The organism is Sphingomonas sp. Leaf407 (genome assembly GCF_001425385.1).
Taxonomy (GTDB): Bacteria; Pseudomonadota; Alphaproteobacteria; order Sphingomonadales; family Sphingomonadaceae; genus Sphingomonas.
This window is the reverse complement of the sequence record NZ_LMQO01000001.1, coordinates 1,264,893-1,287,500: the sequence shown is the minus strand read 5'-3', so window position 1 is coordinate 1,287,500 and position 22,608 is coordinate 1,264,893. Positions and strand designations below refer to the sequence as shown.

At 68.3% G+C, this 22,608-nt stretch carries 14 protein-coding genes, 1 tRNA gene and 2 rRNA genes (1 of these 17 cut by a window edge); 8 read left to right on the top strand and 9 right to left on the bottom strand.

Going from position 1 to position 22,608, the window contains the following annotated elements; all coding sequences use genetic code 11:
• From ASG37_RS05755 to ASG37_RS05745, 3 genes are all read left to right on the top strand, one after another.
• Positions 1–2,007: ribosomal RNA gene (locus ASG37_RS05755) — 23S ribosomal RNA — on the top strand (it extends 784 nt beyond the left edge of the window).
• Between the two features lie 107 nt (positions 2,008–2,114).
• Positions 2,115–2,229 (top strand): 5S ribosomal RNA (gene rrf, locus ASG37_RS05750).
• Positions 2,230–2,300: 71 nt separating this feature from the next.
• A tRNA-Met gene (locus tag ASG37_RS05745) sits at positions 2,301–2,377 on the top strand.
• A gap of 122 nt (positions 2,378–2,499) precedes the next feature.
• Here ASG37_RS05745 and ASG37_RS05740 read toward each other — a convergent pair.
• Genes ASG37_RS05740 through ASG37_RS05715 form a run of 6 tightly spaced genes read right to left on the bottom strand, consistent with a single transcriptional unit; the run spans position 2,500 to position 12,498 of the window.
• Entirely contained in the window at positions 2,500–3,675 is a 1,176-nt protein-coding gene (locus tag ASG37_RS05740) for a VWA domain-containing protein (RefSeq protein WP_055756858.1), read from the bottom strand.
• Positions 3,672–5,894 (bottom strand): DUF5682 family protein, encoded by a 2,223-nt coding sequence (locus ASG37_RS05735; RefSeq protein ID WP_055756856.1) that lies wholly within the window; start codon positions 5,892–5,894, stop codon positions 3,672–3,674. Before ASG37_RS05735 ends, ASG37_RS05740 begins: the two co-directional genes overlap by 4 nt.
• Before the next feature lie 4 nt (positions 5,895–5,898).
• Complete coding sequence (locus ASG37_RS05730) at positions 5,899–6,978, bottom strand: ATP-binding protein (RefSeq protein WP_055756854.1); 1,080 nt, start codon at positions 6,976–6,978, stop codon at positions 5,899–5,901.
• Positions 6,975–8,348, bottom strand: coding sequence for a DUF5691 domain-containing protein (locus ASG37_RS05725; protein ID WP_055756852.1), 1,374 nt, complete (start codon positions 8,346–8,348; stop codon positions 6,975–6,977). The genes ASG37_RS05730 and ASG37_RS05725 overlap by 4 nt, the downstream gene beginning before the upstream one ends.
• The gene (locus ASG37_RS05720; protein ID WP_055756850.1) at positions 8,341–9,714 is read right to left on the bottom strand and encodes an SWIM zinc finger family protein; all 1,374 of its coding nucleotides are present in this window, start codon (positions 9,712–9,714) and stop codon (positions 8,341–8,343) included. Before ASG37_RS05720 ends, ASG37_RS05725 begins: the two co-directional genes overlap by 8 nt.
• Before the next feature lie 51 nt (positions 9,715–9,765).
• Positions 9,766–12,498: a DUF5695 domain-containing protein gene (locus ASG37_RS05715; protein ID WP_156349178.1), complete on the bottom strand. Its 2,733-nt coding sequence runs from the start codon at positions 12,496–12,498 to the stop codon at positions 9,766–9,768.
• Between the two features lie 191 nt (positions 12,499–12,689).
• On the opposite strand from ASG37_RS05715, the gene ASG37_RS05710 reads away from it, so the two are divergent.
• A complete protein-coding gene (locus ASG37_RS05710) occupies positions 12,690–14,216 on the top strand; it encodes a family 43 glycosylhydrolase (protein WP_055756847.1) in 1,527 nt (508 codons plus the stop codon).
• 4 nt (positions 14,217–14,220) lie between these two features.
• Here ASG37_RS05710 and ASG37_RS05705 read toward each other — a convergent pair whose 3' ends face one another.
• A complete protein-coding gene (locus ASG37_RS05705) occupies positions 14,221–15,126 on the bottom strand; it encodes a glycoside hydrolase (RefSeq protein WP_235525227.1) in 906 nt (301 codons plus the stop codon).
• 125 nt (positions 15,127–15,251) lie between these two features.
• On the opposite strand from ASG37_RS05705, the gene ASG37_RS05700 reads away from it, so the two are divergent.
• Together ASG37_RS05700 and ASG37_RS05695 are read left to right on the top strand one after the other, a co-directional pair.
• Positions 15,252–16,403, top strand: coding sequence for a glycoside hydrolase family 105 protein (locus ASG37_RS05700; protein ID WP_055757385.1), 1,152 nt, complete (start codon positions 15,252–15,254; stop codon positions 16,401–16,403).
• Between the two features lie 11 nt (positions 16,404–16,414).
• Positions 16,415–17,677: a DUF2264 domain-containing protein gene (locus ASG37_RS05695; RefSeq protein ID WP_055756845.1), complete on the top strand. Its 1,263-nt coding sequence runs from the start codon at positions 16,415–16,417 to the stop codon at positions 17,675–17,677.
• On the opposite strand, the gene ASG37_RS05690 is transcribed toward ASG37_RS05695, so the two are convergent.
• Positions 17,671–19,308 carry a M28 family peptidase gene (locus ASG37_RS05690; RefSeq protein ID WP_055757383.1) on the bottom strand — a complete coding sequence of 546 codons (1,638 nt, stop codon included), beginning with the start codon at positions 19,306–19,308 and terminating at the stop codon, positions 17,671–17,673. The genes ASG37_RS05695 and ASG37_RS05690 overlap by 7 nt on opposite strands.
• A gap of 47 nt (positions 19,309–19,355) precedes the next feature.
• Positions 19,356–20,174, bottom strand: a complete 819-nt coding sequence (locus ASG37_RS05685) for a 2OG-Fe(II) oxygenase (RefSeq protein WP_235525226.1) — start codon at positions 20,172–20,174, stop codon at positions 19,356–19,358.
• A gap of 15 nt (positions 20,175–20,189) precedes the next feature.
• On the opposite strand from ASG37_RS05685, the gene ASG37_RS05680 reads away from it, so the two are divergent.
• Both ASG37_RS05680 and ASG37_RS05675 read left to right on the top strand, forming a co-directional pair.
• Entirely contained in the window at positions 20,190–20,918 is a 729-nt protein-coding gene (locus ASG37_RS05680; RefSeq protein WP_055756843.1) for a 2OG-Fe(II) oxygenase, read from the top strand.
• Positions 20,915–22,567 carry a putative 2OG-Fe(II) oxygenase gene (locus ASG37_RS05675; protein ID WP_156349177.1) on the top strand — a complete coding sequence of 551 codons (1,653 nt, stop codon included), beginning with the start codon at positions 20,915–20,917 and terminating at the stop codon, positions 22,565–22,567. The genes ASG37_RS05680 and ASG37_RS05675 overlap by 4 nt, the downstream gene beginning before the upstream one ends.
• Positions 22,568–22,608: the final 41 nt, after the last annotated feature.

Sequence of the window (22,608 nt, the reverse complement as noted above, 5' to 3'; positions counted from 1 at the left end):
TTACCGGATGAGTTGTGTTTAGGGGTGAAAGGCCAATCAAGCCGGGAAATAGCTGGTTCTCCGCGAAAACTATTGAGGTAGTGCCTCGGATGGACACCTTATGGGGTAGAGCACTGGATGGTTGCGGGGGTCGCGAGATCTACCAACACTAACCAAACTCCGAATACATAAGAGTGATATCCGGGAGACAGACGGCGGGTGCTAAGGTCCGTCGTCAAAAGGGAAACAGCCCTGACCTACAGCTAAGGTCCCCAAGTCGTGTCTAAGTGGGAAAGCATGTGGGAATCCCAAAACAACCAGGAGGTTGGCTTAGAAGCAGCCATCCTTTAAAGAAAGCGTAACAGCTCACTGGTCTAAACAAGGGTTCCTGCGGCGAAGATGTAACGGGGCTCAAGACACGCACCGAAGCTTAGGGTGTGGATTTATCCACGCGGTAGCGGAGCGTTCCGTACGCCTGTGAAGCGGCCTGGTAATGGGTCGTGGAGGTATCGGAAGTGCGAATGCAGACATGAGTAGCGATAAAGAGGGTGAGATGCCCTCTCGCCGAAAGACCAAGGGTTCCTGCGCAAGGCTAATCCGCGCAGGGTGAGCCGGCCCCTAAGACGAGCCCGAAGGGGGTAGTCGATGGGAACCACGTTAATATTCGTGGGCCTGGTGGTGTGTGACGGATGGCGTGTGTTGTCGGATCTTATCGGATTGATCCGGCTTCGAAGCTGTCCCGGGAAATAGCCCCACCGTATAGACCGTACCCGAAACCGACACAGGTGGTCAGGTAGAGTATACCAAGGCGCTTGAGAGAAGTGTCCTGAAGGAACTCGGCAAATTGCCTCCGTACCTTCGGAAGAAGGAGGCCCCAACTAGGCGCAAGCTCTGTTGGGGGGCACAGGCCAGGGGGTAGCGACTGTTTAGCAAAAACACAGGGCTCTGCTAAGTCGGCTTCAAGACGACGTATAGGGCCTGACGCCTGCCCGGTGCCTGAAGGTTAAGTGGAGGGGTGCAAGCTCTGAAATGAAGCCCAGGTAAACGGCGGCCGTAACTATAACGGTCCTAAGGTAGCGAAATTCCTTGTCGGGTAAGTTCCGACCTGCACGAATGGCGTAACGACTTCCCCACTGTCTCCAGGACATGCTCAGCGAAATTGAATTCTCCGTGAAGATGCGGAGTACCCGCGGTTAGACGGAAAGACCCCGTGCACCTTTACTGCAGCTTCAGAGTGGCATTAGGAAAGAACTGTGTAGCATAGGTGGGAGGCTTTGAAGCATCGTCGCCAGATGATGTGGAGCCATAGGTGAAATACCACCCTGTTGTTTTCTGATGTCTAACCTGCGCCCATGAAACTGGGCGAGGGACCCTCTGTGGCGGGTAGTTTGACTGGGGCGGTCGCCTCCTAAAGAGTAACGGAGGCGCGCGAAGGTTGGCTCAGGACGGTTGGAAACCGTCTGTTAGAGTGCAATGGCATAAGCCAGCCTGACTGCGAGACTGACAAGTCGAGCAGAGACGAAAGTCGGTCATAGTGATCCGGTGGTCCCTCGTGGAAGGGCCATCGCTCAACGGATAAAAGGTACGCCGGGGATAACAGGCTGATAACCCCCAAGAGCTCATATCGACGGGGTTGTTTGGCACCTCGATGTCGGCTCATCACATCCTGGGGCTGGAGCAGGTCCCAAGGGTTTGGCTGTTCGCCAATTAAAGTGGTACGTGAGCTGGGTTCAGAACGTCGCGAGACAGTTTGGTCCCTATCTGCCGTGGGCGTCGAAATTTGAGAGGAGTTGACCCTAGTACGAGAGGACCGGGTTGAACGTACCTCTGGTGTACCTGTCGTCGTGCCAACGGCGCAGCAGGGTAGCTATGTACGGACGGGATAACCGCTGAAAGCATCTAAGCGGGAAGCCTCCCTCAAGATAAGATTTCTTAGGACGGTCGGAGACCACGACCTTGATAGATCGGATGTGGAAGCGCGGTAACGCGTGAAGCTAACCGATACTAATTGTCCTATTCGCGCTTGTAGAGTTCACACCGCCAACGTCAGCACTGGCTAGACGTTCACGTGGTTGAAACCGCTCAAGCCTTGACACACACCGATTTGAAAAAACCAATGTGCACCGCCTTCATTGCCTGGTGGCTATAGCGTTTGTGAACCACCCGATCCCATCCCGAACTCGGCCGTGAAACCAACCTGCGCCAATGGTACTATCGCTCAAGCGATGGAAGAGTAGGTCGTCGCCAGGCATTGAAGCCGGTGCACATCACAATGTCTCAAATATCCACACCCCTTCCGCCYACAACGGCGAACAAGGTGTCGCGGGGTGGAGCAGCCCGGTAGCTCGTCAGGCTCATAACCTGAAGGTCACAGGTTCAAATCCTGTCCCCGCAACCAAAACTACAACGCCTCACAACACATAGCCCGCGTCCAACAGGACTGCGGGCCAGCTTGCGTTCGGCGTGCTTGCCAGTAAGCGAGCGTGATCGATCGTTCGGATTCACCTTCGTACTGTCCATCTAGTCTTCTGCGCGGATCGTCTTGATGTCGCTGTCCGCCGCCCAGCGGTGGACGTCCTCGCGGCGTAGCGCCGTCGCCATCAGGTCGGGAAACTGGTCTGGGGTGCAGGCGAACACCGGGATGCCGAGCGCCGCCACCCGCGCCGAAAGCTGCGGATCATAGGATGGCCGGCCGCTGCCGGTCAGCGCGAGCAGGACGACGACGTTCACTCCCGACACCGCCAGCCGCGCCAGCCGGTCGACCAGCGCATCGGCATTGCCGCCTTCGTACAGGTCGGTGATGAGTATTAGATGCGCCTTCACCGGCCGTTCGATCCGGTCCGCGCAATAGGCGACGGCACGATTGATGTCGGTGCCGCCGCCCAGTTGCACGCCGAAGAGCACCTCGACCGGATCGGCCAGTTCCTCGGTCAAATCGACGATCGCGGTGTCGAAACAGACCAGCTTGGTCGCGACCACCGGCAGCGACGCCATCACTGCTGCGAAGATCGAGGCATAGACGACCGAACTGGCCATCGATCCCGACTGGTCGACGCACAGGATCACCTCGTCCAGATCGACGATCCGCCGCTGCTGGCGCAGGAAGCCGATCAGGCGTTCGGGGACGATGGTGCGGTGCGCCGCCTGATAATGGCGCAGGTTCGCGTGGATCGTGCGGGGCCAGTCGATGTCGGCGAAGCGCGGCTGGGTGGTCCGTCGCGACCGGTCGAGCGCGCCGCGGATCGCATCGGCGGTTTTTGCCTCCAGCCGGGCCATCAGTTCCGCGACGACCTTGGCGATCACGGCGCGTGCCGTTTCCCGCGTTTTTTCGGGCATCACCCCGCGCAGCGCCACGAGGTCGGCGACGAGGTTCACGTCCGCCTCGACGGTCGCCAGAAATTCGTGTTCGAGCAGCATCTGGCGCAGGCCCTTGCGCTCGAACGCATCCTTCTGGATCACCTGCACGACCGGCGTCGGAAAGAATTCGCGAATGTCTCCCAGCCATTTGGCGACGCTCGGCGCCGACCCGCCGAGGCCGCCGCGCCCTTTCTTTCCTTCGTCGCCATCGCCGTAGAGCGCGGCGAGCGCCTGCGCCATGCGTCGGTCGCTGTCGGACAGGGGATAGCTGACGTCGTCGCTTTCCTCGACGCCCAACGCCAGCGTCCAGCGGCGGCTGCGTTCGTGGTCCTCTGTCATGCCGCCCCCGTCATCAGCGCCATGATGCGCGCTTCATGTGCCGGCCATAATGTCGCGGCGCCCGGTAACAGCCGATAGCCGCGATGGTCCTTGCCCGTGCCCCCGAGCGCCGCATCGAGCAGGCGGCGGCGTTCGTTGCGATCGAGAGCGGCGAACACCCGGCGGAACAGCGGCAGGTTGGCGACGAACGCCTCCTCGTCCAGCCCGCCGAGCCACCCGTCGACCGCATCGCGCAGCACGATGTCGTGGATCAGCCGCGCCCCGGCACCTTCCAGAAAGCCCTCGAAGAACCCTGCTGCCTGCGCGACGGGCGTGCCCGGCGACAGCATCCGGCCGAGCAACGTTGCTGCATCGGTAGCGGTCAGCCGATCGGCTTCGTAGAGCAGCCGCGCGGCGGTGCCGGCGACGAGGCGGGTCGCCTGATCGTCCTCGCCAAGCGTGGCGAGCGCGTCGTGCCAGCGGGTCACGACGTCGGCGTCGAGCTGGGCGAGCTGGATCGCGCTTTCGGCGGCGAGGATCGCCGACCGCAACGCGCCCGCCGCATCGTCGTCGAGCCCGCGCGCGGCATAGGGCAGGGCGATCGCCGCCTGCACCACGATGCGTGGCATCAGTTCGCCCAAATGCTCGACCGTTCCGGCGCGCGCCTCGCCATAGCGCAGGATGTCGGCCATCGGCGGGAGTGCCGCGAGCAGCGCGTGGCAATCGTCGGTCAGCGCCGCGCGCCGTTCGAGCAGCGCGATGCCGGTTTCGGTCGCCTGGTCGAGATCGGCGACCATCGCGCTGCGGACCAATGCGGCAAGCCTCCCCAGATCGGCCTCGGCGCGCATCGCCTCCCCTAGCCGCCCCGCCGCCGCCTTGGCGATCGTCGAGCCATGGACGAGGTTTTCGACCAGCCGGACCGCATATTCGGGCTGCCATGCCAGCAGCCAGTTTTCGCGGAACGTCCCCCGGCTGCGCCCGGCATCGGCAAGGCGGCCCCATGGCACGTCGAGCGCATTCAACCGGTGGAGCAAGGTCGAGCGAGCAAGGCCGCTGTCGCTGCGCAGGTCGAGCGTCAGCGCGCGTTCGAGCGCTTCGGGTTTCAGGCGCGTCGCCTTTTGCTGGCGTTGCAGATCTTCCAGCAGCGGCGCGAGCGGGGTGTCGGCGGGGATGACGCCGACCGCCGATCCGATCAGCAGTTCGGCGGCAATATCGTCCCACACCGCAGCTTCGCCGTTGCACAGGCAGGCGATAGCCGCTTCGCGCAGTTCCTCGAACCCGGGATGCGGGCGTTCGCGAAGGGCTGCAAGCGCATGCCCCAGCCGCTGCGCCTCGATCACCGAGGCGGTCGAGACGAAATGGCCGCGTGTCCGCATCACCCGCGCGATCCGCGCGAGCCAGATCGAGTCGCGATCCTGCGTCGCACGGGTGTGCCACAGATGGTCGCACCAGCCGGGCGCGACGACGCCGGCGCCATAGCCGCTCGACCGGGCGAGGCGCGGGGCAGTCCAGGGTGCCCATGTCGCCTTCATCTTTGCCTTCGGCCGTCCTTTCAGCAGCGCGCGGTCGGCGGCAAGGCTGTGCCGTTCGGCAAGCGCGGGGACATGCCATGCCCCGCAGACGACTGCGACCGGGCGATCGCTGTCCTTGGCGGCGCGGGCGATCTCGATCCGCATATGCGCCTCGCGTGCCGCTTCGCGGGGGCCAAGCGGGCGGGCTTCGCGGCGCAGCGCGGTCATCGCATCGGCGACGGCGGCGAACACCGTGGTCGATTCCGGATTCTCCTCGATCACGTCGCTCCACCAAGATTCGCCATCGGCATAGCCGGCGGCGGCGGCGAGGATGCCGATCGGATCGTGCGCGATCGGATCGTCGTCGGTGGTGATCGGCGCATCCCCCTCCGTCTCCCTGCCCGGCGCACCCGGCCGGTCGGCGGCGGGCAGGTCGATGAAACGTAGTTCGGCACCGTGCGCCACCGCCCAGCGTGCCGCCTGATATTCCGGCGAATAGTCGGCGAAGGGAAAAAAGCTGGCGTCGGCCGGATCGTCCTCGGCATAGGTCAGCAGCGCGACCGGGGTCGCCATCGCCGGATCGGCGAGCATCGGCAGCAGGTGCGAGGCATCGGCCGGTCCCTCGATCAGCACCGTGCCCGGTTGCAGCGTGTCCAGCGCCTCCACCAGCCGGCGCGCCGAGCCCGGACCGTGGTGGCGGATGCCGAAAAGCGAGACGTCGGCCGGCATCGCGTCAGATCAGGTCGGTGAGCGAGGCATAATAGCGTTCGAACCCGCGCCGCTTCTTGAGCACGGTTTCGAGATATTCGCCGAGCACCGCCTTGTCCTGCACCGGGTCCTTGACCACCGCGCCGATCATGTTCGCCGCCAGCGTCTCGGGCGTCAGGCGGCCATCGTTGAAGAAGGTCGCCTGGCTGATCCCGCCGACCATCACCCCGATCGCCTCGGCGGTGGACAGGCCGCCCGACGGGGTCTTGAGCGCGATCTTGCCGTCCTCGGTCGAGCCTGAGCGCAATTCGCGGAAGATCGCGACGACGCGCGCGACTTCCTCCGCAACGTTCTTCGGTTCGGGCAGGTCGAGGCTGCGCGCCATTTCGCCGACGCGCTTGACGATGATCGCCACTTCTTCCTCGGCGCTGTCGGGCAGCGGCAGGACGACGACGTTGAAGCGGCGTTTCAGCGCCGAGCTGAGGTCGTTGACGCCCTTGTCGCGGTTGTTGGCGGTGGCGATGATGTTGAACCCACGCCGGGCATAGACCGCGCCGTTCAGTTCGGGGATCGGCATCATCTTTTCCGACAGCACGGTGATGAGCGTGTCCTGCACGTCCGATCCCATCCGGGTCAGTTCTTCCATCCGGCACAGCTTGCCGGTCTCCATCGCGCGCATCAGCGGGGTCGCCACCAATGCCTCGCGGCTTGGGCCATGGGCGAGGAGCTGGGCATAGTTCCAGCCGTAGCGGACCTGATTCTCGTCGGTGCCGGCGGTGCATTGGATCACCATCGTCGAATCGCCGGTGATCGCGGCGGCCAGATGCTCCGATACCCAGGATTTGGCGGTGCCCGGCACGCCCAGCAGCAACAGCGCGCGATCGGTGGCCAGCGTCGCCACCGCCGTTTCGATCAGCCGCTGGTCGCCGACGTATTTGGGGGTGATGACCGTCCCGTCGGCGGCATGGCCGCCCATCAGATAGGTGACGACCAGTTTCGGCGAGAGTGACCAGCCGGGCGGGCGGCGATCGGTATCGCCGGCCGCCAGCGCGGCCAGCTCACCGGCATAGGTCGTCTCGGCGGGCAGGCGCAGCGTTTCGCTCATCGGGGCAGTCTCCTGTCATCGAGCGCGGCGTTCAGCCGCAGCATGTCGAGCCGGGGGTCGGACGCGATCAGCCCCGCCCGGCCCAGTCGGTCGAGCGCCCGGACCGCCCCGTCGCGCGACGCGAGCAGGCCGAGCGCCAGCAGTTCGGCGGCGGGATCGCCACCGTCGATCGCGGCAAGCAGCGCGGTGCCGGCGGGGGTGGTCATCGGATCGTCGATCGCGCCGCAGCCGCCGGCGATCGACAGCGTGGTCATGAAGCTCGTGGCCGTCGTGCGTAACCATCGCGTGGCGATGGCATGGCGTTGACGCTGGTCGAGACGCGGCAACAGCGCCGTCAGCAGATGAATATCGTCTGGCGTCGTCAGCGCGTCGACAACCGCGACGATGATCGGGTCGGGGGCGGAGCGGGCGATCATCGACGCGAAGCCATAATCGTTGCGGTGGTTGTCACGCCAGACCCATGCCGCGGCCAGTCCGTCGGCGGTCAGGGCGAGCGCATCGGCAAAGGCGTCGAATGCGACCAGATCGAACAGATTGCTCCGGCGGGTCGACTGCGCCGGGGTCTTGATCGGTTGCGGCACCACTATTCTGGTCCGACGCAGCAGCCCCTTCGTCTGGACCGAATGGAAGGCGGCCAGTTCAGCGGCATCCTCGCCACCGGTCACGCCGTGCCCCATGCGGGCGAGCAACGATGCGGCGAGCGCCTTCACGCGCGGCGCGCGGTCGGTGGCGAGGCTTTCGAGCAGCGGCCGGTCGGAATCGGACAGGCCGGTCGCCAGCGTCTCGATCAGGCGGACGCGGTGGTCGGCGATTTCCTGACCAAGCTTCTGCGCGAGCAGCGCGGTCGCGGCGGCGGGATCGCGCTGGCGCAGCGTGGTGAAGGCGGCGCGGCGTGCGGCGGGGCCGAGCCGGTCCCAGCTTGCGGCGTCCAGCCCGTCGGCGGCGGTCGTCGCGTCGGATGCCCAGTCCTGCCACGGTGCATAGACGGCGGGCACGTCGTCGCCCGGTCTGGGCAACCAGTCGCTGGGATGCAGCGTCCGGCCGCGCGCGTCGAGGAAGTCGAGCAGGTGCCGCCGCATCGGGTCGCGCAATTGCTGGAGCAGCCGCCGCGCGCGCGGCCGCAGCGAATCGGCCAGCGGTGGCTGCGCGAGTTGCGGGATGTCGCCGCGCGGTTGGACCCCGCCCACGGGTTCGGCGATGGCGAGCGTACCGAGATACTGGCCGGACAGCGCGAGCAGGCGCAATTCGGCTTCGGCCGGGTCCTGCCCGAGCAGGTCGCGCCATGCGTCCGGCGCGACCGATGCCGCGCTGCCACCCATCGTCCAGCGGGTGAGTACCGGCCCCAGCGTGTCGAGAATATCGTCAGCCATGATCGACCCGTCCCCATGGCGTCCGCGTCGCCAGCAGATCGATCCGGCTGCCCGACCATAGCGCGGCGGCACCGGTCAGGTCGGTGCCGGCGATCAGCCCGTCGGCGTCGCCGGCGAGCGGCAGGCAGAGGTCGCCATCCCGCTGTCGCCACCACGCGGTGCCGGCCCGGTCGAACCCGATGCGGCCGGGCGGGAGCAGGACCGGACGTTCGGTCGCCCATGGCTCGGCGAGCAGCGGGTCGGTCAGCGTGGCGGCGAGCGGGCCGTCGATCGCGGGCCAGTCGAGCGGCGGACCGTCGATCAGCGTGGCCTCGCGCCGGAGCAGCAGCGCGCGCAGTGGCGAGCGCGCCGGATAGAACACCAGTTCGGCGGGGAATTGCTCGCCCGGCGTGAACACCGATCCACGACGGCCGACGCTGGCCGGAAAGAAATCGAGCAGCATCGCGAAGCGCGGGCTGCCGCCAAGGTTCAGCAGCCATGTCGTCTGCGACACCAGCCCGTCGCGGCGGGTGTGGACCCGCTCGGCGAGGACTTCCCACACGCTCGACACGCGCGGCGCGGACGGGTCGGCGAGCAGCGTTTCGCGATTCTCGGCGGTGGCGACGGCACGGCGCAGTTCGGGATCGTGCGGAGCCGCGCGAGCGGCGCGGGCGAGCAGCACCAGCCGCGCAAGCTCGACCGTCGCCCCGCGCACCCGGTCGCCCGGTTGCAGCGCCAGCAGCCGCGCGGGCAGTTCGTCGATATGGCCGGCGAGCGCTGCCGCCTTGCCGTCGACCAGCCGTGCGCCGATCCGGCGACAGCGCGTCGTCACCTCATCGACGAACCCGCCCAGCCCGAGGCGCAACTGGTCGCCGACCCATCCCTCCAGCGCATCGAGCGCGTCGAGGATCGCGCGTTCGGTATCCCCGGCGCGCTTGACGGCGGCGGCCTCGCGCTTCGCATCAGCCCTGGCGTCCTCGACCGGTTCGGGGTCGACGGTGCGGGCGGCATGGAGGTCCTTGGGGGCAGCGGGTGCGGCGGTTTTTGTCGAGGGGGCGCGTCGCCGGGCCAGCCAGTCGCCGACCCAGTCGGGGGTCTCGGCGGTGGGAAAGGGGACGATCGCCTCGGCATGGAGCCACAGCAGCGCGAGGCTGTGTTTGCACGGGAATTTGCGCGACGGGCAGGTGCATTTGTTGCCGAGGTCACGCAGGTCGGCCATCACCCGGTACGGGTTCGCGCCCGATCCAGCGCATTCGCCCCAGATCAGCGCGCCATCGTCGCTTATGCCCACGCCCGACCATTTGCCGGGTTTGACGAGCCCGGCGGCGGCCTTCAGCGACGGCTGATCGGTGGCAAGCCCTTCCACCGCCTTCAAGTCGATCGCCACGCCACCCCCGGACCTTCGTGTCGCACAATGATAGGCTGGATGCCGGAAAGCTCAACGGGCTTTGCGGCGTGCCCCGGTCCGCAGTTCCACGGTCGTCGTGCCCCGGCCGAGCGCGATGGTGTAGCCGCCGCGCTCCGGCACACCGCGTACCGGGCGATAGGGCAGGGCGTCGGGTGCGGTCGCCTCCACCATCAGCCGCGCCGCCGGAGTATGGGCATCGGCCGGGTCGAGCGTCAGCGTGATCGCCCCGGTCGCGGGCACATAGCGCGCCGAGGCGATCTTGCCCGCCGCCAGCGTGATCCATGCCTTCGCCGGCGCGATGAACAACCGGCTGCGCGCGCCGTCCTTCGGCGTGACCGTCAGCGCGCCGTTTGCCTGCGCAAGATTGCCGCCATAGGCGAGCCAGCCGAAGGTCGGATCGTTGACGACATAGGTCGCCGCCGCGATCGCGTGACCATAGAGGCCCATGCCATAGTCGCCCGAATAGGCGTCCCATTTCAGCATGTCGGGTGCGGCATGGAAGGCGGCGGACGAAAAGCCGTCGCGATCGATGTTGGTGATCCCGCCCATCAACCCGCCATAGGCGACGCGCAGCAGGTGCAGGTCGGCCGGGTCCGCCCGGAACGCATCGAACAGCGGCACCGCGTTCAGCGTCGATCCGTAATGATGGATCTGTCGTTCGATCCGGGGCACCTTGCCGCCATAGAGAAAGTCCCAATAGCGCCGGGCATTGCCGTTATAGCCCCAGTGCGGGATCGTCGGATCATAACCGAGGATCACCTCGCGCGTCGTATCCGCCTGCGGCTGGTGTCCGAAATAGCGCATCCACGCATAGACTTCGGGCTGGCCGGTCGAATCCCACGCCATTTCGCTGCCAAAGGGATATTTCAGCGTTTTCCAGTGATCGGCGCGGCCCCGCATCAGCGCTTCCATCGCGGTCGCCTGAACGCTCATCCCCTCGCGCTTCAGGTCGTGGAGGATGTCGAGGAACACGTCGCCTTCCATCAGCCCGAACTGGGCGTAATGCGGCGCGTCGCGCATCATCGCCACCGTCGTCGCGTAGGCGCGCTCGAGATACCAGCGCCAGTCGTGCCGCGTCACCAGCCCCGGATGGTTGCGCGCGGTGCGATACAGCACCCAATGGCCGATCGCGACATGCGGATAATTATAGGCGCGGCCGAGGTCGTTCGCATCCTTCTTCGACCACGACGTCCACGTCGTCCAGTTCGCCGCCGGGTCATAGGCGCCGGGATGCAGCGCCGGATCATAATAGAACAGGCTCTTGCGCACCGCGCCGTCGGTCGAGCCGCCCTCGACCTGCAACCGGCCGGCCACGGTTTCGTCGACCATCCGTTCCAGCTTAGCGACCTCGGCCATGTCGGGGTGGTCGAGCTGTTTCATCATCGCCGCGACCCAGCTTCCGCCGCCGCCCTCGTCGCTCATCCCCGCGATCCAGACGCGCGGTTCCTGGCGCACGATCGCCTTGGCATCATTGTCATAGGTCAGGATCGCCGGCGATCGGCCGAACGGGTCGCCCGTGCCCTCGAACCATTGTTTCGTCGTCGCGAAGCGGCCGAGATCGGCCATCGTCCGATCCAGCGGCTTGGTGACGAAATAGCTGACCGTCTGCACCGACCCGTCGGCATAGCCGATCGACACCCGCGCCCGGCCCCAGCCGGTCCCGCGCACGGCAAGCCGTTGCCACCCGTTCACCTCGCCGGCGCGGGTGAGCGTCATCGCATCGGCCGGTTCGACCGTGATCCGCGCGATCGGCTGCGGCGCCTTCACGAACAGGCTGGCGTCGAGGTCGGTCGGCACGACATAGCCCGGCACGCCGATCGCCACCGGCCGTGCGTTGGCGGCAAGCGTCGTCTCGATCGCGCGGATCGTCGGCGACTGGACCAGCCGCACGCCGAAGCTGCGCCGTTCGCCGGGCGCAAGGGTGAAGCCGGTCGGCCGGTTCCATTGGTCGTCCGCCTTTGCCCATTCGCGGCTCGCATAGGCGGCGCTGGCGACCGTCCAGTCGTAGAAGCCTTCGGAGGTTTGCCCGCGCGGGCTGCGGTCGGTGAACGACTGGCCCTTCGCCTCCTTTTCGCTCGGGATCGGCCGCCATGCTTCCAGCGGCGTGCCGGCTTCGGGCAGGACGAGCAGAGCGGGGCCGGCACCGTTCAGCCGCGTGACCTGAAGATAGCCCGCGTCACGCCCGATATAGGGGTCGACGAAACTGGCCTGCGCATGCGCTTCGTCGAGGCTGCGATCGGTGATGATGTTGTCGAACACCATTGGCATGCCCATCGCGCCGACCTCGACCGGGACCGTGCCGGGGTTGGCGAGCGTGAAGCGCAGCACCAGCATGCCACCGGCATCGATCCACTGGCGTTCGACGGTGAGCGGGATGCCTTCGCCCATGGTCGCGGTGATGTCCGCCGCCGCGACCACGCCGGGGGCAAGGGGCAGCGCATGGATCGGCCGGCGTGCCTTGGCCGAGGCGAAATCGCGCCATTCGCCGTTTGCCGTCCGCAACCGCAGATGCAGGTCGCCGATATGGACATAGCCGTCACCCGCCCGTTCCGCCTCGCGAGCGGCGGGTACGAAGTCGAACGCCGGATCGGCGTCGGGGCGCAGGCTGGCCAGCGTCTGCGTGTCGCTGCGCAACCGCACCGCGAAGTTGCCGATGCGATAGGGGGTGGTGGCGACCGGCGGATGGACCGGCGTTGCCGCACGCTCCTGCGCCGCAACCATCGCCGCCGAACCGGGCAGGACGGCGGCGGTCAGCAGCAGCATCGCGCATGTCGATGACCGGAGCATGTTCATCGGAACCCTTTTCCCCTTGGGCCGGGGCCGAATCAACCCGCACCAGCTTTCCTTATATCGTATACAGAACTACACCGGTCTGGCGAGGGGGAGCGAACCGGGTGACACAGGCTATCGATCGAGCTGCGCCAAGGCGCGCGCACACCGGCTGGTACCGGGCCATGGCGACGGCGATGCTGCTACCGGCCGGACTGGCGGCGCAAACCGCCCGGCCGGTGGTCGCGCCGGGCAATCCGATCCTTGCCGATGGACGGACCTATTCGACCGATCCGGCGCCGCTGGTCGATGGCGACCGGTTGTGGATATGGGCCGGGCGTGATGAGGCTCCGCCCGGGGTCAATGATTTCATCATGAACGAATGGCAGGCGCTCGCCACCCGCGATCCGGCGTCGGGCCGCTGGACGCATTATCCGGCGATCGCGCGGCCCGAGGCGGTCTTCGCCTGGGCGATGCCGGGGCGGGCCTATGCCGGGCAGGTGGTGAAGGGGCGCGACGGGCGCTTCTATCTCTATGCCCCGGTCGAAACCCGCGACGCGGCGCTGCGCGACCGGTTCGCGATCGGCGTCGCGGTGGCCGATCGGATGCCGGGGCCATGGCGCGACGCACACCCGACCGGGCCGATCGTGTCGCAGGCGCTGCCGGTGGCCAATACCATCCAGAACATCGATCCGACGGTGCTGGTCGATGACGACGGGCGGGTGTTCCTGTATTGGGGGACCTTCGGCCAGTTGCGCGGCGTCGAGCTGGCGGCGGACATGGTGACGCCGATCGGCTCGCCGGTCGCGGTATCGTCGCTTACCGGCTTCTTCGAGGCGCCGTGGCTGATGAAGCGGCGCGGCACCTATTATCTGCTCTATGCGGCGAACAACGCCGGGCCGGGGTCGCCCTGCACGCCGACGCTGTATCATGCCTGCATCGCCTATGGCAGCGCGCCGACGCCGCTCGGGCCATGGACCTATCGCGGGATCGTGCTGCGCCCGGTCAGCTCGACCACCAGCCATGCCGGTGCGGTCGCGTTCAAGGGGCGATGGTATCTGACCTATCACACCGCCGATGCGGTGGGCGGCGGGCATTTCCAGCGCAGCGTCGCGATCGACCGGATGACCTGGGACGACAGCGTCACACCCGCCGCGATCCGTCCGGTCCGGCCGACCCGGCGGCCGCTCCCGCCGCCCCGGCCGACGCGCAATATCGCGGGCGGGGCGGCTCCGCATGCGTCGAACGAGCCGGTGCCGGTGCGCTACTGGCTGCGCGCGCTGAACGACGGGATCGTCCGCGCCGCGCCGTTGCCGCCCGACCTGTGGGGCAGCGCGGCCGCGGACGGCGCGCCACGGCACTGGATCGAATATCGCTGGCCACGGGCGGTGACGCTGGATGGCAGCCGCATCCGGTTCTGGGCGGATCGTCCGGCCGGCGCGGTCGAGGGGGTGGCTCCGCCGGCCGCATGGCACCTGGAATATTGGCGGGACGGCTGGCAGCGGATCGCCGCCGCCTTGCCCGCCGCCCGCGCCGGCGAATGGCAGTCGGTGCGCTTTGCGCCCGTCACCACCCGCTGCCTGCGCGCGGTGCTTGTCGCGTCGGGCACGGCGGATCGCCATGCCGGGCTGGCAGTCGAGGAATGGGAGGCGCTTGCTCCGCGCGCCGCACCGCCACCGCCGCCGGTCGGCGACAGCCCGGCGTGCGGCTGAGCGGTCAGCAGACCTCGGCGGTCGAGGCGGGGACCGGCCCCGGCGGGGTGCGCGCCGGATGCTGGTAGAACACGTCGCCGGGCAGGCGGTGGCGCGTGCCATAGACCTCGCCCAGCACGTTGAAGAGCGCCACGTCATAGGTGGCCAGATCGTCGTGTGACAGGATGCGTCGCCCGTCGATCACCGCCAGCCGGTTGGAATTGAACCAGGTCTGCGTGCCTTCCGCCCAATATTCGTCGAGCGTGACGGCGGCATATTCGCCCTTCCACATGCCCTTCGCCATCGCCGATCGATAGGCCGCCTCGACCCGCCCGTAGAACGCCGGATCGGCCGTCCGCGCGGCGGCGAGGATCGCGTGCGAGAATTCATGGACGAAGATGTTCTCGCCATAATAGCGCGTGCCGGGCGTCCCGAGCAGATTCTCGGTCGCGGCGCTGGTCAGTTGCCCGCCCATGCCGCGCGCCCGGTTGTTCCAATAGTCGCGGTCGCTCAGCCGGCCGATCCGGTCGGGGTAGAGCTTGCGTTCGCAGATCGTCAGGCGCGGATCGTCGATCGCCGGTTTCTTCCAGTCGCGCTGTTCGGGCAGGTCGAGCGTGCCTTCGTCGACGCCCATGATCGCCACGCGAAGGCCCGAGGCGATCATCGCCCGGCGCAGGTCGGGCCGGTCGGCGACCATCGCCACCGCGATGTCGCGCGCCAGCAACAGCGCCTCGTCGGGCACCGCCGCCGACGAGAGGATCGGGATGCCGCCCGCGTCGATGTGGCGGCGATAGAAGGGATCGAGGTTCAGCGCGGGCGGCGGTGCGTCGATCATCCGCGCGGCATAGCCACCGGGCGGGACCTGCGCCGATCCGCTGCCGCCGGCGACCAGCAGCGGCAGGATCGCCAGCCCGTATGTCCAATCCGCCATCCGCCCGCTCCCCGCCGTCGATCGTCCCACCGGCACGATACGCCGACATCGGGCGAATGTGCCAGCAGGGGGAGGGCGGACGCGATGCAATTGACTGCCATCCCGTCTTGTATGACAATTCCTTGATGATCGCTCTCTTCCTCGCCGCCCTCGCATCGCCCGCCGCTTCCGCCGCACCCCCGCCGGCCGTGGCGCCGGCCGACCAGCGCGCAGCCCCGCTGGCGCGGGCGGTGGCGCTGGCCGACTGGCAGCTCGCGCGGATGAACGACGCGGCGCATGTCAGCCGCGCGACCGGCGAGACGCGCAAACCGCGCGCCTGGGAACAGGCGGTGTTCTGGGTCGGGATGACCGCGCTGGTCGATGCCGGCGCGCCGCCGCGTGTCCGCGACGCGATTCTGGCGATGGGCCGCGCCAATGACTGGACGCCGGGCGAGAAGCCCTATTTCGCCGACGATCACGCCATCACCCAAAGCTATCTGTGGGCCGCGGCGCATGGCGCGGGGCCGGCGGCGCGCGGTCCCGCCACCGCGACGTTCGACCATATCGTCGATCGGCCCGCCGTCACCACGCTCGCCTTCGCGGTGCCGCCATCGGGCTATGGCGATACCGAATGCCTGACGCGCTGGTGCTGGTGCGATGCGCTGTTCATGGCGCCGCCCGCGCTGGCCGAGCTGTCGCGCCAGACCGGCAATCCCAAATATCGCGACTTCGCGTTGCGCGAGTTCTGGGCGACGACCGACTTCCTGCTCGATCCGGTCGAGCAGCTTTATTACCGCGACAGCCGCTTCTTTGAACGTCGCGACGCGAAACAGCGCAAGCAGTTTTGGAGCCGTGGCAACGGCTGGGTCTTTGCCGGCATGGCGCGGACCATTCCGCTGCTGGCGAAGGGCAGCGCCGACCGGGTGCGGATGGAAGCGCTGTTCCGCGCGATGGCGGCGAAGCTGAAGCGCGTGCAGAAGCCCGACGGCTATTGGGCGCCCTCGCTGCTCGCGCCCGAGGATTCGCCACCCGAATCGAGTGGCACCGCCTTCTACACCTATGGCATGGCATGGGGGGTCAATGCCGGGCTGCTGCCCCGCGCCGACTATGCCCCGGTCGCGCGGGCGGGCTGGGCGGCGCTCGAACGGTCGATCCGCCCCGATGGCCGCTTGGGCTGGGTACAGCAGGTCAGCGACCGGCCCGAAAGCGTGCAGGCCGACGATACGCAGTTCTACGGCGTCGGCGGCTTCCTGCTGGCGGCGACGCAGATCGCCGCGCTCGACCGCGTAACTCGCTGAGGACGGAACGCATGGAACGGCGCGGCTTTCTAGGAGCGTTGGCAGGCGGCGGGGCGGCGGCGCTGGCTCCCGGTGCCGCCGCGCAACCCGGCGGGACGCTGCCGACCGGACGCGACGACCGCGCCTGGCTGCTCGCCCTGCTCGACCGGATGGCGACGCCGATCCTCGGGCCGATGTCGCGCGGGCAACTCCAGCGGACATGGACGCCGGCGGTCAGTCCGACATGGGACGGCCGCCCGCTCAAGGTCGCCTATCTCGAAGCCTTCGCGCGGCTGGTCGACGGGATCGCCCCGTGGCTGGCGCTGCCCGACAGCGACAACGCGGAAGGGCGGTTGCGGCGGCGGCTGCGCGACCAGGCGCTCGACGCCTTTGCCCGCTCGGTCGATCCGAACAGCCCCGACCGGCTCGGCTGGGACATCGGCGGGCAGACATTGGTCGACAGCGCCTATTTCACCAGCGCGCTGCTACGCGCGCCCAGGGCATTGTGGGACCCGCTCGATACCGCCACCAAACGACGGATCGTCGAGGCGATCAAACGGCAGCGATCGGTATCGCCGCCGTACCAGAACTGGCTGTTGTTCGCCTGCATGAACGAAGCGTTCCTGTTCTCGATCGGCGAGGACTGGGACCCGATGCGAATCGACATGACGATCAAGCTGTTCGCGGGCGAATGGTATGCCGGTGACGGCTGGTACAACGACGGCGCGGGCTTCCACTTCGATTATTACAACAGCTACGTCATCCATCCGATGATGGTGCAGATACTCGACGTGCTGGCCAAAGGCGGCGCGAGTTTCAACAATCTGAAGCCGCAGGCCGAATTCGACCGGGCGCTGAAACGGATGCAGCGCTTCGGCGAACATCTCGAACGGATGATCGGACCCGACGGGGCCTATGCCGCGATCGGCCGGTCGCTGACCTATCGCATCGCCGCGCATCAGGTGCTGGGGGTGCTGGCATGGCGCGGCTGGCTGCCCGAAACGCTGCCTGGCGGGCAGGTGCGCGCGGCGACGCTCGCCGCCGCGCGGCGGGTGTTCGCCGATCCGGGTAATTTCGATGCGAACGGCTATCTGACGATCGGCTTCACCCGCGCGCAGCCGACGCTGGGCGACTGGTATTCCAATGCCGGCAGCATGTATATCGCGTCCGAAGGGCTGGTCGCGCTCGGCCTGCCGGCGAGCGACCCCTATTGGACCGCGCCGGCGCTGCCATGGACGATGCGCCGCGCCTATGCCGGGCAGGATTTCCGCAAGGACTATCCGGTGGCCTATTGAGCGCGCGACCGCCGCTGCGACGCGGTGGCATTGCGGACAGCGGCGAATTCCGATTCCCTGCGCCACTGCGGCCATGCCGCGCCGTTCGCCAGGTCGAAGCCGATCCGGCGGACGAGATCGACATCCGCCGCCGCGCCGCGCAGATCCCAGTCGGCCGACCACGCATCGCACGTCTGGTGATAGCAGCGCATATAGCCGTCGAGCCATGCCTGTCCGGCGGCGCGCCCGCCCGCGACTAGATCGGGCGCGCCGCTGATCGCCATCAGCAACAGCGTCGGCACGCCGCGCCGCGCGAGCGAGAAGTGATCGGCGCGGTAGAACAGCCCGCGCTCGGGCAAGGCCTCGGGCGTGACCACCCGGCCCTGCACCTTCGCGGCGGCGGCGAGCGACTCCTCCAGCGTGTTCTGCCCATCGCCGACCAGCAGCACGTCGCGCGCCGGTCCGGCGGTCTGGAGAATGTCGAGCGTTAGGTTCGCGACCGTCGTGGCGACCGGATAGACCGGGTTGGCGGCATAGGTTTCCGACCCCAGCAACCCACGCTCCTCGCCGGTCCACAGCGCGAACACCTGCGTCCGCGCCGCCGGTTTCCCCCGCGCGGCGGCGCGCGCGATGGCGAGGACGCCCGCCGTACCCAGCGCATCGTCGTTGGCACCGGGGCGGATACGGCGGCCCTGCGCATCGGGCGCACCTTCGCCATAGGCATCCCAATGCGCGCCGTACATCACGATCTCGTCCGGGCGGGTCCGCCCCGGCAGCTTGGCCAGCACGTTGCGGCTCGTCGCGCGCGTGACCGTGACCGGCAGGTCGGCGGAGAAGCCTTCGCCCGACAGCGCGACGGGACGGAAATCCGATCGCCGCGCCGCCGCGCGCTGCTGCGCGAGGTCGAGCCCGGCGGCGGCGAACAGGCGCGTGGCCGCGCTCCCCTCGATCCAGCCTTGCAGCATCACGCGCGGGGCGGGGGGACGGGCGACGTCGTAATTCTCGCCCGCCGGCGCGGTGACGGTCGCCCAGCCATAGCCCGCTCCCGGCGTATCATGGACGATCAGCGCCGCCACCGCACCGCGCCGGGCTGCTTCCTCGAACTTGTAGGTCCAGCGGCCATAATAGGTCATCCGCCGGTCGCCGAACCTGCCCTTGGCGTCGTCGGCTGCCGAGGCCTCGAAATCGGGATCGTTGACGAGGAACACCGCGACCTTGCCCCTAAGGTCGACGCCCTTGAAATCGTCCCAGCCGCGCTCGGGGGCATGGACGCCGTAACCGACGAACACCAGCGGAGCCTTTTGCAGGACGGCGCGGTCGACCGGCCGGACGGTCGAGAGATAGACGTCCTTGCCCGGCGTCCAGTCGACGCCGTTGGCGCGCACCGTGCCCTCACCGATCCGGGTGCGGACCAGCGGCACCGCCTGCGTCCAGCTACCCTCGGGTCCCCCCGGTTGCAGCCCGGCCGCCTTGAACTGCGCGATCAGCCAGTCGATCGTTTTCGTCTCGCCCGGCGTGCCGGGTGCGCGGCCGCCGAACGCATCGCTGGCGAGGACCTTCACATCGGCCGACAGCGCGGCGGGCGATACCGGATCGGGCGCTGGCGCGGCAGCGAGGAGCGGCAGGGCGGCGACGGTGAGCAAGGCTTTCATCGCCGGCATCCTATCCACGAAGCGTGGCCGTGGCGAGGTGCGCCGGATCAGGGCTGCTGTTCGGCGCGCAGCCAGCCCGTTATCGAATAGCGTCGCGTCGGCGCGGCGCGCGTCACTTCGCTGACACTATGGTCCTGCGGCACCGCGAACAGCGTCAGCCGGTTGAACCCCGGCGCCACCGCGCGCAGGTCGCCGTCCTTGCGATGGAACAGCAGCAACCCGCCCCATTCGGGCCGCCACTGCGGGGTCAGCCCGAACACATAGGCGGCGCGGCGGTGCTTGCCCGTCACCGCATCGTCATGGACCGTCAGGAAATCGCCCGGGGCATAGGCCGTCGCCTGCGCATCGGCGAAGCGCACATCGTCGGCGCCGGTGATCGTCCGCAACGCCGCGAGCATCGATGGCGACGACATCCAGCGCGCGAAGCCGCCGAGCGGGGTATCGTCGGCGTCACGGTCACGCCGCGCATCGGACAGGCGGATGCTGTCGAAACGGAACTGGAATCCCGCGCGGGCGGCGGCATAGACCGCGAGGTTCAGCGCTTCGGCACGGTCCGCCGGGATCGCCGCCCATCCGGCGCGGTCGAATTCGGCCACCCGCTCGCCGCTCAGCACCAGTTTTCGCCAGTCGCCGCGCTGCCGCAGATGCGCAGCAAGCAGCAGTGCGGTTTCTGCGGGCAACGGATGATCGATCACCACCCGCCCGTCGCGGCGATAGGCGTCGGCAAGCGCGGCGAGGTCGAGAGCGGGGTCGAGCGTGAACATCGGTGCCGGTGGCATGGCATCGATCGGCCCGCGAAAGAAGTCCCGTATCGGACGCTCGCGCCTTGCACCGTCGCGCCGCTTGCGCGAAACCCGGTCCACCATTACCCGTCGTTCCGCATGATCGAGCTGCTCGCGCTCAACCCCTTGCTCGACCGGCCGGCGCTGGCCGCGCAATTCGCCGCCGCCGGACGCGTGCAGATTCGCGACGTGCTGACCGACGCATCGGCGCGCGCGCTCCACCGGCTGATCGCCGAACAGACGCCATGGGGCATCGCCTATGGGGTAGGGGCGGGAAAACCGGTCGGCCTGACCGCCGCCGAATTCGCCGCGCTCGACGCGCGCGAACGCGGTGCCATCCGCGAAGCGATCGATACGGCGATGCGCGGGCGGGACTATGGCTTTTCCTATGCGCGCTACCCGGTCCTCGACGCCTATCTCGGCCAATGGGCGCCGGGCGGGGGGCACGACATCCTGCTCGAACATATCAACGATACGCCGTTCCTCGATCTGGTGCGCGGCGTCACCGGCATTCCCGAATTGCGCAAGGCCGATGCGCAGGCGACGCTGTTCGCGCCGGGCCAGTTCCTTGCCGAACACAGCGACAGCCATGTCGGCGAGGGATGGCGCATCGCCTATGTCCTGTCGTTGTGCGCGCTCGACTGGCGGCCCGACTGGGGCGGCTATCTCCAGTTCCTTGACGATGATGGCGACATCGTCGCCGGCTATCGACCACGGTTCAACGCGCTCAGCCTGTTCGCGGTGCCCAGCCCCCATGCGGTGAGCTATGTCCCGCCGTTCGCGCCGGTCGGACGCTATTCGATCACCGGCTGGTTCCGCGACCGGTGAGCGCGGCAATGCTCCGCTCGGCGGCGCTGGCGGCGGCGGCACGGGGCGACGATGCCGCCGCCGCGCGCGGCTTCGCACAGGCGGTGGCGGCGTTTCCGGGCGACGCCGCGCTGCTCAACAGCGCGGGCAATTTCCATGCCGGGGCGGGCCGCCCCGCCGAGGCGCTGGCGCTGTTCGATCGCGCGCTGGCACTCGATCCGGCGCTGGGGGAGGCGGCGATCAACCGCGCGGTGGTCCTCACCCGTCTCGGCCGGGCGGACGAGGCGGCCGCCGCGCTGACCGCGCGTCAGGCGACGCTCGCCGCCATGCCGCGTTACTGGACGACGCGGGCCGCCGCCGAAACTGCGGGCGGCAATCTTCGCGCCGCCGCCGCCAGCCATGCCGAACAATTGCGCCGCGATCCCGGCAACCGCCGTGCGCTCCACGGCCGCGCGCGCACCGCGCTCGACCGGGGGGATGACGGCGCGGTCGCATGGTATGACGCGGCGCTGGCCGTGACGCCGGGCGACCCGTGGCTGCTCCACGGACTGGCACAGGCGCTGGAGGCGGCGGGCGACCGGGCCGGCGCGCTCGCGCTGTCGGCGCAACTGGCGGGGCAGCTTCCGCAGTGGATCGACGCGCTCGAACTCCATGCCACGCTGCGCTGGGCGGCGGGCGACCGGGCGGAATTTTGCGATCATTATCCGGCAGCGGTGCCGCACCATGCCGATGGCGCAGCCGAGCGGTCGTGGGCGGCGATGCTGGCCGGCGTCGATCGCCACGCGGCGGCGGCCGAGATACTGGCGCGCAGCCGGGCACGGATCGGCGCGCGCGATCCGCTGTTGCTCGACGAGGCGGTCTATCGCGGCGAAGCGGGGGACGATGCCGGCGCGGCGGCGATCTTCGCGATCGCGCCTCCCGCCACACCCGACTGGCAGATCGCGGCGGCGCGACAGGCGCTGCGCACCGCCCGGCCCGATGTGGCCGAAGCGTTGCTGGCGCAGGCGCTTGGCGTACGCCCGGACGATGTGATGGCATGGAGCCTGCGCGACCTGGCGTGGCGGGTGATGGACGATCCGCGCCACCTCTGGCTGCACGGCGATCCGGTGCTGGTGCAGGAACGTCTGCTCGACCTGTCGCACGATGCGCACGCCGCCGCCGTTACCATGCTCGACACGCTGCACGACCGCGCGGCGATGCCGATCGGCCAGTCGGTCAAGCTCGGCAGCCAGACGCGCGGCGCCCTGTTCCAGCGGGACGAACCGGCGGTGCGGGCGGTGGCGCAAGCGGTCGACCGGGCAATCGAACGCTATCGGCATGCCCTGCCGGATGCCCATTCTGCCCATCCGCTGCTGCGATCGCGCGATGCACCGTGGCGTGTCGCCGGAAGCTGGTCGATCCGCCTGAGCGGGGCGGGGCGGCACGCGCCCCACGTCCATCCCCATGGGCTATTGTCGTCGGCGGCCTATTTCGCGGTGCCCGAGGGCGATCCCGGTGTGCTCGAACTGGGTCGGCCACCCGCCAACCTGCGGCTCGACCTGCCACCGCTGCGCACCATCGTCCCGCGTGTCGGGCATTGCGTGCTGTTTCCCAGCACCCTGTTTCATGGCACCCGCCCGATCGCGACGGGCAAGCGGATGACCGTCGCCTTCGACGTGGGCCCGCGCTGACACGAAAAAAGGGGCACCCGCGTTGCCGCGGATGCCCCCTT